Raw genomic sequence first — 14,743 nt, forward strand, 5'->3', positions numbered from 1 at the left:
AAAAATTAGCTAGGTTAAGGATTTGTCTTTAGCCTAGCTTTTATGGTTGAAGCTTTTTTATATCTGCATCTCTTTTACCCTATTCATCTTATTTTTATCTTGTTAAATAAAAAAGGACTGTCCATGACGGCATCACAATCACCGCGGCCAGATGCGCCGTCATCTTCCACTCCTCTAGATAATGAACATTCAGTTCAGGAAAGCACCCCTATTTATAATGACAGTCCAAAGCAGCTATTTGGCGTCTATGCCAAAGGCATTGCGATGGGTGCAGCAGACATTGTACCCGGTGTTTCTGGCGGTACGATTGCTCTAATTGCAGGGATTTACGAGCGCTTGATTAATGCTTTGAGTAGCGTCGGCCCTCATCTTTGGCAAATATTTCGTCAACAAGGCGGGCTTAAAGGCTTGGTCGCCGTATGGAAGCAAGTCGATGCCACTTTTTTGGTGTGCTTGCTACTTGGTATCGCCACCAGTTTTGCTACGTTAGCTGGATTTATTAAGCATTTACTCGACCATCAGCCTTTACTGATTTGGTCGTTCTTTTTTGGTTTGGTGGTGGCAACAGTCTTTATCTTATTGACTGAGATTACCCGCTGGAATATAGGACGGGTGGTATTGTTTTTGCTAGGGGCTGGTAGCGCGGTTGTCATCAGTAGCTTGCCGTTATTGACCACCGCGCCAAGCTTACCTTATTTGTTCCTTGCAGGTGCGATTGCCATCTGTGCGATGATATTACCCGGTATCTCAGGCTCATTTATTCTATTATTAATGGGCGCTTATGACACCGTACTCGAAGCGGTGCATACGCTAAACTTTAGTATTATTTTTACCGTCATAGCTGGCATGGCAACGGGGTTATTATTATTTACCCGTATGCTCAAATGGTTGCTATCGCGCTATTATCAAGCAACCCTTGCCTTGTTGACAGGTTTTATTGCAGGCTCGCTGGTAAAAGTTTGGCCATGGAAAACCGATGCGCTCGGTACATTAAATAGCGCTGCTATCAGTAACGTCATGCCATGGCAATATCCTACGGGCGCACATTGGCTGACGACTTTGGGCTTGATGCTGTTAGGCGCTGTTTTGGTCACCGCTTTATCATGGTGGGGGCGCCGCGGCGTTCGCCCTTAAAGCCAAATCTACGTTAAAAGTAAATTAAGTCCAAAAAAGCGCCCACGATTGAGGCGCTTTTTTGTTGCTATTAACGGCGATATTTGCGCGTAAGTTTCTTAAAACTGTTTAAAAAAATCAAACGTCAGCTGTTGTCGCAAAGTCGTCGCTAGCCTCTTTAGCTTTAGCTCGCAAACTTCCATAATGACCCTGTTGGAATTCACCTGATAAAGAGCGAGATGAACAATGTTATTAACCATATTTTCTACTTTTGCCAGTGAGACATGGGGCGCAGGTGCCATATTGGGTACTGGACTGCTAATGGGCTTGGTGCTTGCGCTGGCTTTATCAGCGCAGCGTTGGTTACTGTGGTATCTGTTTGGTGGCATGGCGTATTGGTTGGCGGTTGAAGCCATTTATAGCTTATTAAGTTATTGGTCGGTACTATCAGAATGGCACAATTATGTGGTCGCGATGGGTATTAGCTGGTTGCCTTTGATAGGTTGGGTACTCTATAGAGCTTTGCGTTACGAAGACGTCAGCCGCACTGTACATCAGCAGCGCGAGCTACAAGCCGCCCGCTATATTGAACACACGCCCGTTTATGATGATGACTATCAACCGCGCTTTCACTAATTCAGTCATTTACTAAGCTTGTCCCTATCATACGGCTGTCATCGAATGTTACAAGATACTTAAGGCACTCTACGTAAACCCTAAAGAATGGAAACTTATTATCTGTTCAATCGTTTATAATCTAATTATATATTTGTCATAAAAATTGTTATAAAGTACGCATTATTTTGCGTTTCATTTCTCATTCTTTAGGTTGTTTAGGAGTTCGATTATGTTTACTGTTCCTGTATTAGATATTAAGTCTGACCCATTAGATGTGTTATTAGCGGTGATTGGTTATCGTTTATCGATGCTCGCTGATAGCGAAGATGAAGACGTTAAAGCGCTGTTTGCTGATCGCAAAGTCACTATCGAGCTTGCCAGCACTGACGCTGATATTGCGCGTTACTATAGCTTTGATAATGGTCAATTTAGTCAACATAGCGGTCATGCCAAAGACGCTGATTTGACGATTAATTTTAAAGACTCGATGACTGGCGTTAAGCTATTGACCAAAGGCAGCCTGCCTGCTTTTATGACTGCCGTGCAAGAAGGCAATTTGAGCATCGAGGGCGACTATAGCCTCATGATGTGGTTCAATAAGCTTGCCAAACATATCGTGCCAGCGGTGCCAGAACAGTACAAACCTTATATTCAACAAGCCAAGCCTTACGCCTATAAAGCGCAGCAGTTTGCCAATCATTGGATCGGCGTTGCTAAGCATAAATTGGGTAAATAATAACTCAATCGAATAAATAATGTCACGAATGAAAATAAGCAGATAGTAGCTGGCTAACGTCCATATAATCTAGCGTAAAAACAATTTAGTGTAAAAACAGTCTAGTGTAAAAATAACCTAGATACGTTTCACTACTTAGCACTATTCTGATTTTCTAAAAAGGTTGCGGTATACTATACGGCAACCTTTTTTTATTGCCTAAATTATTTTGTCTACACTTTAACAAAGGCATAAACCCAAGGTTACTCAATTTTTCTTAATTTAACTAATCGCTATTAATTTATCTAATACCTCTTAATATCGTTATAAAAGGATTTATCTCATGGCAGGATTGCTTAATATCTCAGAACCAAATGCCAATAACCATAGTCATAATAATACTGATTCAATACTTAATAATAACAATGCGTCCCATGATTTTTTAGCAAGCTTAGCGTCAGACGCGACTAAAAACCGCGAGAAAAAATACAGCCGTGAACAAATCGCTCAGTTGTTTGACTTGCCGTTGATGGATTTATTACTGCAAGCACAGACGATACACCGCCAACACTTTAGCGCTAATGAAGTACAAATCAGCACCTTACTGTCTATCAAGACCGGTAACTGTCCTGAAGATTGCGGTTACTGCTCGCAGTCCGGTCACCACCGCGATACCACTAAGCTACAAGCAGAAAAGCGTATAGAAGTCGATAAAGTCATTGCCGCCGCCAAACGCGCCAAAGCCACAGGTTCATCGCGCTTTTGTATGGGTGCAGCATGGAAGCATCCAAGTGCCAAAGACATGCCTTATGTGGTCGAACTGGTCAAAGAAGTCAAAGCATTGGGACTTGAAACCTGTATGACTCTTGGCATGCTAGATACAGACCAAGCGGCACAGTTGGCAGATGCAGGTTTAGATTATTACAATCATAATCTCGATACCTCGAGAAGTTACTACGAGCAAGTGGTCAGTACGCGCAGCTATGATGAGCGCTTAGATACCATTGCGAATGTACGCAATTCAGGTATCAATGTTTGTAGCGGCAATATCGTCGGCATGGGTGAAAGCCGTGATGATCGCATCGACTGGGTTCATGAGCTGCTGAAAATGCCCAAAGCACCCGAGTCTATTCCAGTCAATTTATTGGTGCCTATTCAAGGGACGCCCATCGGTGATAAAGTCTTAGCAGAAGGTCAGCTATCTGTCCTTGAATGGATACGGACGATTGCGGTGACGCGTATTTGCTGTCCAACCAGCTATGTACGCTTATCTGCTGGACGCGAAAGTTTATCTGATGCTGAGCAAGCACTGGCATTTATGGCAGGGGCAAATTCATTCTTTTATGGTGATAAGCTTTTGACCACCGGCAATGCCAGCCAATCAGGTGACGATAGGCTGATGCGCGAGCTTGGTTTGACTAAGCAATTTGCCGCACCACGAGCGCTAAAGCAAGTGCCTGTCATGGATGCCATGAGCGGTCATCAGTCACAAGTTGTCTTAGCAGAGTAAATGCCATGCGTGCCGCTACCATTATCGCGTCATCTGCGCTAAGCTTGCCGACATTATTGATTAAGAAATTGCGCACGACATTGCGCACAAAATATTAAAACGTAAGAGAGAAAGTGATGGCAGACTATTTTAATTGGATTAAAGCGGCTCACATTATCTCTATGGTGTGCTGGTTTGCGGCGATATTTTATCTGCCGCGCCTATTCGTGTATCATGCGATGAGCGACGATAGCATCAGCCACAAGCGCTTTGCCATTATGGAGCGCAAGCTCTATCGCGGTATCATGACGCCATCGATGATAGCCACTTGGTTGTTTGGTTTATGGATGTTGGGAATGGGCTGGGATGTGTATAAGACTCAGGGCTGGCTACACGTAAAACTACTATTGGTGGTACTGCTATCAGGTTATCATGGCGCTTGCGGATTTTATCGCAAAAAGCTGATTGATAATCCGCATTATAAATCACATAAATTTTGGCGTTGGTTTAATGAAATTCCCGTATTTGCGTTAATTTTCATTGTCATTTTAGTGGTGGTAAAACCTTTTTAAAATAAAGGAAAGTAAAGCTGACTTACCTTAAAAGTATTTTTATCTTGAGTCTGAAACTCAAAAAAAAGCGTCCGTTATGAACTGACCCCCAAATGTTGGACGGTTTATTACTTTAATAGGTAACGGACGCTTTTTCTAAGTCTTGTTATCTCAAATTAACGCTATTAAACATTTGGCCGCATGATTTGATAGACATTACTTAAGTCGTAAACACGATAGCGCGCAGGTTCACGGCGGTTTTCACCAGCATAGCTAAGTATCAATGCTTGCTTGGCACGCTCATCGACCCAGCCAACAAACAGTCCGCTATGCTCGACGCCATTGTAGCCGTGATTGATATAGTAGAGCCAATCACCGACTTCAATCTCACTGCTATTGGCATAAGGGCCTTGTCCGTAGGTGCCTTTATGGATGGTATTACGGCTCACCCCTGCTCGATTAAATACCGCATTGAGATAATCCCAGCAGCCACCTTTAATAATCGTCCGCTCATTGAGCGCCATCTTGCGCGCGGTGCTGATGACTTCCCGCGCCGCCCGACTACTTTGGGTTTCAGCATTACTGAGTAGCGGCAAATATTCGCTATCGACATTGTCATAACTGCCCGATAGAAATGCCGGCAGAACGGTTGGCGCTTGGCGTTGAACTGCCGGATAGCGGTAATTGCTTTGGGCGTTACCAATATAAGCATTTTGGTTAGAATACGAATTATTCGAGTAGCTGTTATTAGAAGCGCGATTAGTAGAATAACTTGGCTCTACACTGCTCGTATCTGAGCGATAGCTAGCAGCATTGCCAGCACGTTGAATGGTAGAGCGTGTACTGATTTTGGCAGGAGGAACCGCTGAGTACGTTGGGGTATATCGGGCGCTATAATTAGGTTGAGCTGATTTTTGTGCAATCAGGGCGCTCATGCTATCGGCATTTGCTTGGTTGACCGGAAAAACTGTAACAAAGGTAAATAATAATGCACTGCTCGACGTTGTGATTGACCAAAAGGACAAACGCGACATGACCAACTCCTTGGCGACATATTATTGATGACTTAGCTTGAGCTTTGACCATTCACAAAGTTTGGTCTTTATAAGCTGGCATCAATAAGCGTATTAACGGTAAATAAGATAAATTTTTCAACCCTACTTATAAACCATTTGTACAGGAATCTGCAAGTACTATTGCTTTTAGATAAGCGATAAAAGGTATGAAACTGAGGATAAGTGGTAAAACGAGGCTTGGTTTTTATAAAAATATGGTTTTTAGAAAGACATCGGCTTTAGAAATATGAACGTAGATTTAGGAAGGATAATCAATAATCAGTTTGAATATTGGGCATAAACAAACAGACGAAAGGATGAAAGCCAATCACTAATTTACTCATCGCTCATTTTTATATTGGCATGGCGTTTGCTCAAAGCCTGACCTTGTAAGATGGCTTTGGTCGCGGTTGCTTCTTGGATATTATCAAAGCCACTGATTAGATATTTACGAATGTCATCACAATCGGCAATTTGTAGCTGCTCGCCAATTAAGGTAATTTTGTCGCCATCGGTCAGATGGATATGCGCGCGTATACCTTGATGGTCATGTACCAACTCGCCATCGCGCACCCACAAGACGCCGCTACTAATAACGCCGCTCATGGTTTTTTTACGCTGTTGGCGCTGCCGATTAAAAATAAAACTGCCAATAATCAATAGTGCCAAGGCGCCAATTGCTAAGCGCTCAGGTAGTAAGCTCATTGCCAAAGCGACCGCCACTGCCCCAACCAGTAATGCGGTGCCGAACCAAAACAGCCCGTTATCGGCTGCGGGCGACTGTCCTTGCAAGGTGATTTTGGCGCCGTCATCGGTCAGCTTTAGCATGCATGAATACCTGTTTAAGAGCAGTGGATGGTTAAAAACTGAAATAAGCAGTTATAAAGGATGGGTTGGAAACTTACCAACCCAATGCTGTTTTTTGCATATCGATAAGTTCAGCTATACCTTTTTCAGCAAGGATAAGCATAGCGTCTGCTTGAGCGCGGGTAAAAGGTTTTTCTTCTGCTGTACCCTGTAGTTCGATAAACTCGCCTTTTTGGGTCATCACCACGTTTAAATCGGTATCACAGCTGGCGTCTTCTTCGTAGTTTAAGTCCAAATACGCTTCGCCGTCTTTCATACCAACCGATACCGCAGCGACCAAACCAATTAACGGATCAGCTTTTAGTTTTTTGGCTTTTTGTAGACTCTCTAATGCATCGATAAGGGCAATGGCTGCACCCGTCACGCTCGCAGTACGCGTGCCACCGTCCGCTTGCAAGACATCACAATCAAGATAGATGGTATTTTCGCCAAGTTTACCCAAATCAATCATTGCTCGTAAGCTACGACCGATCAAACGCTGAATTTCTTGCGTACGCCCTGACTGTTTGCCGCGAGCTGCTTCGCGCTGGTTACGGGTATTGGTCGCACGCGGCAACATGCCGTATTCGGCGGTAACCCAGCCTTTGCCTTTACCTTTGAGCCAGCGTGGTACGCCTGCCTCCACGCTTGCGGTGCATAGTACTTTGGTATCGCCAAAGCTGACCAATACTGAACCTTCAGCATGCTTCGTATAATGGCGCTCAAAGCTGATTGAGCGAAGTTGGTTAAGCTCACGGTTATCAATACGCATAAAATTTCCTAGTACGATGTTATAAAATCAAAGTGATAAAGCGTTATAAAACAATAGGGTCGTCGCGACGTCAACAGCTATGTTAGCAAGCGAAAAGATGACGTTATCCTAACGTGGCAGCGGCGCAATAGCAAGAATCACCAAGCTATTACGCCGCTACTTTCGCAAGATTTAGTGCTAAAAGTTTGATGCTAAACGTTTAGTGTTAAAGGTCTGCTGCCAACCTTATTCTAACCCTTCCATCTTACGCAATTCTTTACGCAGGATTTTACCGACGTTTGATTTTGGTAATTCATCTACGAACTGAATATGACGCGGACGCTTATAACCGGTTAATTGTTTTTTGCCAAAGTCAATCAGCTCTTGCTCGGTTACCTCGCCTTTTTTGACCACGAACAGCTTAGGATCTTCGCCGCGCTCGTCATTAGGAATGCCGATAGCGCCGCATTCTACCACATTCGGATGCTCGCTCATGGCTTCTTCGATTTCATTTGGATAGACGTTAAAGCCTGACACCAAAATCATATCTTTTTTGCGATCAACGATTTTGATAAAGCCTTTTTCGTCCATGATACCGATATCGCCCGTTTTCAAAAAACCTTTGGCAGTAAAGGTTTCAGCCGTTTCTTGTGGGCGGTTTTGATAACCAATCATCACCTGTGGCCCTTTGACACAGATTTCACCGCGGTCGCCGAGTGCAACTTCATTTTCATCATCATCGATTAAAATAATGTCGGTGCTAGAAGCAGGAATACCAATTTTACCGGTAAATTCAGAGATGGTCATTGGGTTAAAGGCCACTACTGGTGAGGTTTCCGACAAACCGTACCCTTCAACGATGGGCAAGCCAGTGATTTTATGCCACTCTTTTGCCACGCTTGGCAAGACCGACATGCCACCGCCAATCGAGGCTTTTAGATTAGAGAAATCTAAACCGGCAAAACCTTCTTTATGCACCAAACCGTTAAACAAAGTATTTACCGCCGGAATAAATGCCGGTTTATATTTCGCCATCTCTTTAATCAATCCATCCAAATCACGCGGATTTGGAATCAGCAAGCCAGCATAACCTTGATACATGCCGTACATACCGCAAACCATAAACGAGAACACATGGTATAGCGGCAGCGCGGTCAAAATCACGTCATCGGCATCGACATCGTCGTCGAAGGCGCTATTCATTAAGACACTGATTTGGAGCATGTTGGCAACTAAGTTGCCGTGTGACAGCATCGCACCTTTGGCAACACCGGTGGTACCGCCCGTATATTGTAACAAGGCCACATCGCTTAAGTTTAAATCAGGACGCTTATATTTGCTCGCAGAGACGGCATTTAATGCGTGTTTGAAGCTCGTGCTACCGGGCAAGCGGTAAGCCGGAATCATTTTTTTCACGTGGCGCGCAACAAGGTTGACGACGGTGCCTTTGACCAAACCAAGCATATCGCCCAATTTACAGACGATAACGTGCTGTACTTGACCTTTGTCTTCGGCTTCTTGATAAGTTTTGGCAAAGTTTTCAACGATAAATAACGCTTTGGCGCCGCTATCGTTTAGCTGATGCGACAGCTCACGACTGGTATATAGCGGGTTGACGTTGACCAAAATCATGCCAGCGCGAATGATACCGAGCATCACAATAGGATACTGCAAGATGTTGGGCATCATAACGGCAACTTTATCACCTTTGGCCAATCCTAACGACTGCAAATAACTGGCGATTTGGCGGCTGTATAAATCTAACTGTTTAAAGGTGATTGACGAACCCATGCAAATATAAGCAGGTTTTTGCCCATAACGGCTAAAATTACGTTCGAACACTTCCAGTAAAGACGTATTGTCTTCTGGCATATCGATGGTTGCATTGATGCCATAACGCTCATACGCGCCTAACCACGGACTGTCGCTGTCTATCGTCGGCATGGTAGGAAAGGTATTTTCAACCATTGATTGGTTATCTGCCGCAGCGTTATGGTTTTTGGCTTCTTTATTGGTACTGTCCGTCATAATCTTCCCTAAATATTACTGTTAGTAAGTTGCTATCAAAATTTATTAAATAGAATCACCGTGGTTTACAATCACTGATTTATAAAAGCAAAAACTTGTGAATAAGAAGTCTTATGACATAAGAAACTGCTTATTCAAGAGAATTTGTCATTCACAAACTTTTAAGTTAAAAATCCCGAGACATATAGAGCATGTCTAAGGGTATTCATGACAATAATATTCTACATTTATCGTCAAATACACCGGTTAAATAGAGTATCTATGGGCAAGAACTATAGCAGTTTTGCGCCCAGTTCTCTATGAATACTAGCAAACCCTTATAGAAAAACAAAAAAAATGATAAGGTCTTATGCATAAGACCTTATCATCTTTCACCATTCGCCTATCAAATATCAAGATATTTTTATCAATGCTCAGTATTGATAAAGCGCTATAAAAAGCCCGCTAAATTTGGTATTAGGCTATTTATGATATGAGACGGTTTAAGCGTGTTTCTTTTCTTCTAGGGCGCGTAAGTCTTTATGTAAAATCTTACCGACGTTAGATTTTGGCAGCTCGTCGATAAATTCAACATAACGAGGACGCTTATAACCGGTGAGGTTTTCTTTGGCATAAGCAAGCACTTCCTCTTTAGTCAGGCTGTTATCACTACGCACAACAAAAATCTTCGGCACTTCGCCGCTTTTTTCATCGTCGATACCGATAACGCCGCATTCCAAAATCTTTGGATGACCGGACATCACATCTTCTACTTCGTTTGGATAAACGTTAAAGCCTGAGACCAAAATCATATTCTTTTTGCGATCGACAATTTTAAAGTAACCTTCTTTATCCATCACGCCGATATCGCCGGTACGGAAATAGCCATCCGCCGTCATGACCTCAGCCGTCGCGTCTTCGCGTTTCCAGTAGCCTTTCATAACCTGCGGACCACGAACACAGATTTCGCCGCGCTCACCAATTGGCAACTCATTACCTTCTTCGTCCAAGATGGCCATGTCAGTCGCTGGCATCGGTAGACCGATATTTCCTGAGAACTCGCCAGTACCTTGCGGGTTTGCCGACGCGACAGGAGATGTCTCTGATAAGCCATAACCTTGGACGATAATATTACCGGTTATTTTTTCCCACTTAGTCGCAGTGTCTTTTAATACTGCCATGCCGCCGCCCATCGACATCTCAAGCTTGCTATGGTCCAATGCTTGAAAGGCTTCGCTGTTGGCAAGCGCGTTAAATAGCGTGTTGACCGCTGGGAAAAACGCCGGCGGATAGTCTTTATAAGCTTTGATCAAGCTTGCGCCATCACGTGGATTTGGTACTAATAGACCAATACAACCACTATATAAACCGTACATACCGCAAACGGTAAATGAGAAAATATGATACAGCGGCAAGGCCGTCATAATAACCGGCTGTTCGTTACGCTCTTGGAACTTATCAAACGCATCGCCAAGATAAGTATCACACTGAATAAGGTTGGCGACCAAGTTGCCGTGCGTCAGCATCGCGCCCTTGGCAACACCTGTGGTTCCACCGGTATATTGTAGGACCGCCACGTCATCAAGACCGATATTGGTTGGGCGTTTATAGTTTTTGACAGACAATTTATTGAGTGCTTTTTTAAAGTTTACGCTACCGTTAACCTTATAATCAGGCACCAGTTTTTTGACATGGCGCACGACGGCATTCACGATAAAGCCTTTTAACGGGCTCATCAAATCGCCCATCGAGGTAATGACGACGTGATCAACCAAGTCTTTACCGATGTCTTGATAGGTTTTGGCAAAGTTTTCTAGGATGAATAGCACTTTGGTATCAGAGTCTTTTAACTGATGCTCAAGCTCTTTGGTGGTATAAAGTGGATTGACATTGACCAAGGTCATGCCAGCGCGTAGCACCCCTAATACGGCAACCGGTAGCTGCAAAATATTGGGCATCATAACCGCTACTTTATCGCCTTTTTGTAGGCCAAGCGACTGTAGATACGCGGCAATTTGTTTGCTATAACGGTCTAAATCTTCATAAGAAAGCTTCACATCCATGCACACAAAAGCGGTACGGCCTGCATGGGTAACGAAATTCTGCTCGAGGATATCGATCAAAGAAGTGTTGGCGGGCGGCATATCAATATCGTATTGGATGCCAAGTTTTTCGTAAGTTTTTACCCACGGTTTGTCATCGCGACGAATTACGTTACCTTGATTTTCCATAATCTTACTGCTCCTAATAATAGTGTGCTGGTATCAATCCATCCCTAATCGAAAAGGTCAAACATACCAAACATCGCCGTACAGCTAGCCATTGATATAATGCATGTAATGGCGGCGGCTGACGATATAAAATATGGCGAAGGATCAACAATATAGCGGTAAATAGCCCTTTGTTGATTAACATACACACTTTATACAAACTACTCAATACAAAAGATTGAAACTTGAGTTCTTAAACTTACTTGACGATATCTATCTTTATTAATATCAGTGACTTAAATACTAAAATTGGCTATAATTACGACTATTTATATAATAAACTTTTATTTGTTATTAAAAAATTTATCAGTTTTTTCACTATTTTCCACCATTTCTAAAATTATAAAACCGGCACATTTTTACTTTGCTCAACACTTCATTCTCAATATTTGATATTAAAGCTGTTATATCAAGCGCGTCACAACCTGTCGTCTATTCTGACTTATCCCTTTTTAATTTTGCCAATATCCTTTACGATAGCACTATCTTATTTTTCCCTATTTTATCGATACAGTCAGTCCTAAATAAACTTAGTACAAGTATTATAACGCGCTACTGGTATTCATTTTCCTTGCTTGCTGTGCCTAGCAGACAGAGGCTGCGCAAAATTAATACCAGTAGCTCTGTGCTTATTTTATAGTGGACTGCCTATATAAACTGATTAAAAACCTCTTTTAAGAATCAAAAGCGAACCCTATTTTATGTCCGATGTTATTGATCATACGATTGACCCTATTATTCCTAATGAACCGATGGATACCCGCTCCGTGGCGGAATTCACCGAGCAAGCCTATCTCAACTACGCCATGTACGTCATCATGGATCGCGCATTGCCCAATATCGCTGACGGTCTAAAACCTGTGCAGCGCCGTATCGTTTATGCGATGAGCGAGCTTGGGCTAAAATCGTCTGCCAAAGCCAAAAAATCCGCACGTACGGTCGGTGACGTACTGGGTAAGTACCACCCTCATGGCGATAGCGCTTGTTATGAAGCGATGGTGCTGATGGCGCAGCCGTTTAGTTATCGCTATCCGCTGATTACTGGTCAAGGTAACTGGGGTAGCCCTGATGATCCCAAATCCTTTGCTGCCATGCGTTATACCGAAGCCAAAATGTCGGCTTATGCCAATACCTTGCTTGCCGAGCTTGGTCAAGGCACGGTCGATTGGCAAGATAACTTCGATGGCACCATGCAAGAGCCGGTCACCCTGCCCGCGCGCCTACCCAATATTTTATTGAATGGTACGACGGGTATCGCCGTCGGTATGGCGACCGATATTCCGCCGCATAACCTTAATGAAGTGGTACGGGCGGCAATTCGCTTGCTTAAAAACCCTGATTTATCCGTGAAGCAATTGACCCAATCAATACCCGCACCGGATTTGCCAACGCCTGCTGAAATCATCACCAGTAAAAAAGACTTGCAGGCGATGTATGAAAGCGGACGCGGCAGTTATAAAATGCGCGCCACTTTCCATATCGATCCCAAAGAAAAAAATCTCGTCATCATCGATGCGCTTCCTTATCAAGTGTCAGGCAATAAAATTCAAGAGCAAATCGCTAAACTTATGATGGATAAAAAGTTGCCATGGGTAACGGATATCCATGACGAATCAGACCACGAAAACGCTTGCCGTATCGTACTTGAGCTACGTTCATCGCGCGTCGATGTCGAGCGCGTCATGAGCCATTTATTTGCCAGTACTGACCTTGAGAGTAATTACCGCGTCAACATGAATATGATTGGCCTAAATGGTAAGCCGCAGGTCAAAAACCTCAAAGAAATCCTCGAAGAATGGCTCGTTTGCCGCCGCTCCGTGGTCACGCGCCGTCTGCAATATCGCCTCGATAAAATTGATAAACGCTTACATATCCTCGCAGGCTTGCTGATTGCTTATCTGAATATCGATGAAGTCATTCGTATTATTCGTGAAGAAGACGACCCAAAATTATCATTGATGCAAGGCTATGATCTGACTGAAATCCAAGCCAATGCTATCTTAGATATTCGTCTGCGCCAGCTGGCAAGACTAGAAGAGATTGAGCTGCGCCGCGAGCAAGATGAACTGGCTGCCGAACGTGCCATCATTCAAGAATACTTGGACAATCCAGACAGCCTGACCAATCTGATGATTGATGAGCTTAGCGCCGACATGAAGGAACACGGCAACGAGCGCGTATCGCAATTGGCAGAACGCGAAGAAGCGCAAGCGTTAAAAGAGTCTGACCTCGTACCAAGCGAGCCTGTCACTGCCATCCTATCGAAAGCGGGCTGGATTCGCGCTGCCAAAGGTCATGACGTCGATGCTGCCGGCATGACTTATCGCTCAGGTGATAGCTATCAAGCGCATGTACGTGCTAAATCCAATGAGAGAATCTACGTGCTCGACAGCACTGGGCGCAGCTATAGTATCGACGCCCATAGCCTCGCCTCGGCTCGTGGTCAAGGCGATCCGCTGACCAGCGTACTCAAACCGCCAGCGGGCGCCAGTTTTGAGCAGCTATTAACGGGCGATAATAACCAACGCATCATCCTCGCAAGTTCAGCAGGTTATGGTTTTATCAACACCGTTGGCAATCTCGATAGCAATCAAAAAGCGGGGAAAAACATCATCAACCTAGCAACTGATAGCCGCTTGCTACCTGTTGCGCAGATTGATGCTAATGCAGAAGCTAATGGCGATAATAGTGAAGCGGTAACAGCCACACCTGACCATCTCGCTGTCGTGACCAATGCGGGCTATCTATTGATATTTGCCCTTGATGATTTGCCTGAACAGGCACGTGGTAAGGGTAATAAGCTGATCAAATTAAAAGACGGTGAAGAAGTACTTGCCATCACGCCACTCAGTCAGCAAGACAGCTTAATCATCACTGCTGGCAAACGCCATGTGACGCTAAAGCCTAATGATTTGGCTAATTATACGGGCACTCGCGGTAATCGCGGTGGACAGTTGCCAAGAGGCTTTCAGAATGTGACGAGTGTTGAGATTGGGTAGTTTATGGTTCTTTAGTAAGAAAAATACTTTATCGTATAAACTTTATTGGAAAAAATCTTATGAATTCAGAAAATATTAACTTTTTAGAAAGTACTTTTAATTCTGAAACAAAAGAAGCTCTTGAGAGATTTTCAAGATTAGCAAACAAGTCGACTCTTGCTGGACATCCATTAGACGAAGAAAGGTGGTTTCGGTTCTTATATTTAGTCCCTCTGCACACGACAAAAAAATCATCCCCACCCGATTTTCATAGGTTTAGGGGTTAAAAAGCTAACTAACTGTCGAAATACAGTCTTATCATTGTTAAAGAACACCAAGTGAAGGCCCTC

At 43.8% G+C, this 14,743-nt stretch carries 11 protein-coding genes; 6 read left to right on the forward strand and 5 right to left on the reverse strand.

The annotated features are described in order from the left end of the window. The first annotated feature begins 123 nt into the window (after positions 1 to 123). The 5 genes from A7325_RS00320 (at position 124) to hemJ (ending at position 4,507) form a co-directional block, all read left to right on the forward strand. Positions 124 to 1,134, forward strand: a complete 1,011-nt coding sequence (locus A7325_RS00320) for a DUF368 domain-containing protein (protein ID WP_068403652.1) — start codon at positions 124 to 126, stop codon at positions 1,132 to 1,134. Positions 1,135 to 1,359: 225 nt separating this feature from the next. Continuing rightward, entirely contained in the window at positions 1,360 to 1,749 is a 390-nt protein-coding gene (gene aciT / locus A7325_RS00325; RefSeq protein ID WP_068403623.1) for an AciT family ciprofloxacin tolerance protein, read from the forward strand. A 211-nt stretch (positions 1,750 to 1,960) separates the two neighbouring features. After that, the gene (locus A7325_RS00330) at positions 1,961 to 2,467 is read left to right on the forward strand and encodes an SCP2 sterol-binding domain-containing protein (RefSeq protein ID WP_068403625.1); all 507 of its coding nucleotides are present in this window, start codon (positions 1,961 to 1,963) and stop codon (positions 2,465 to 2,467) included. Between the two features lie 322 nt (positions 2,468 to 2,789). After that, positions 2,790 to 3,956, forward strand: coding sequence for a biotin synthase BioB (gene bioB, locus A7325_RS00335; protein WP_068403626.1), 1,167 nt, complete (start codon positions 2,790 to 2,792; stop codon positions 3,954 to 3,956). A 116-nt stretch (positions 3,957 to 4,072) separates the two neighbouring features. Continuing rightward, positions 4,073 to 4,507, forward strand: coding sequence for a protoporphyrinogen oxidase HemJ (gene hemJ / locus A7325_RS00340; RefSeq protein WP_068403628.1), 435 nt, complete (start codon positions 4,073 to 4,075; stop codon positions 4,505 to 4,507). Positions 4,508 to 4,671: 164 nt separating this feature from the next. Here the strand turns inward: hemJ and A7325_RS00345 are convergent, their stop codons facing one another. The 5 genes from A7325_RS00345 to A7325_RS00365 all read right to left on the reverse strand — a co-directional run bounded on the left by A7325_RS00345 (position 4,672) and on the right by A7325_RS00365 (position 11,376). Continuing rightward, positions 4,672 to 5,520, reverse strand: a complete 849-nt coding sequence (locus A7325_RS00345) for a hypothetical protein (protein ID WP_068403630.1) — start codon at positions 5,518 to 5,520, stop codon at positions 4,672 to 4,674. A 357-nt stretch (positions 5,521 to 5,877) separates the two neighbouring features. Further along, positions 5,878 to 6,369 carry a hypothetical protein gene (locus tag A7325_RS00350; RefSeq protein WP_068403632.1) on the reverse strand — a complete coding sequence of 164 codons (492 nt, stop codon included), beginning with the start codon at positions 6,367 to 6,369 and terminating at the stop codon, positions 5,878 to 5,880. A gap of 73 nt (positions 6,370 to 6,442) precedes the next feature. Beyond that, positions 6,443 to 7,159, reverse strand: a complete 717-nt coding sequence (gene rph, locus A7325_RS00355) for a ribonuclease PH (protein WP_068403634.1) — start codon at positions 7,157 to 7,159, stop codon at positions 6,443 to 6,445. A 225-nt stretch (positions 7,160 to 7,384) separates the two neighbouring features. Further along, the gene (locus A7325_RS00360) at positions 7,385 to 9,106 is read right to left on the reverse strand and encodes an AMP-binding protein (RefSeq protein WP_376784477.1); all 1,722 of its coding nucleotides are present in this window, start codon (positions 9,104 to 9,106) and stop codon (positions 7,385 to 7,387) included. A gap of 542 nt (positions 9,107 to 9,648) precedes the next feature. After that, positions 9,649 to 11,376, reverse strand: coding sequence for an AMP-binding protein (locus A7325_RS00365; protein ID WP_068403638.1), 1,728 nt, complete (start codon positions 11,374 to 11,376; stop codon positions 9,649 to 9,651). Positions 11,377 to 12,116: 740 nt separating this feature from the next. Between A7325_RS00365 and parC the strand changes: the two genes are divergently transcribed. Continuing rightward, positions 12,117 to 14,414, forward strand: coding sequence for a DNA topoisomerase IV subunit A (parC, locus tag A7325_RS00370; protein WP_068403640.1), 2,298 nt, complete (start codon positions 12,117 to 12,119; stop codon positions 14,412 to 14,414). The last annotated feature ends 329 nt before the right edge of the window (positions 14,415 to 14,743 follow it).

Origin of the sequence: Psychrobacter sp. SHUES1 (assembly GCF_001652315.1) — a bacterium.
Lineage (GTDB): Bacteria > Pseudomonadota > Gammaproteobacteria > Pseudomonadales > Moraxellaceae > Psychrobacter > Psychrobacter faecalis.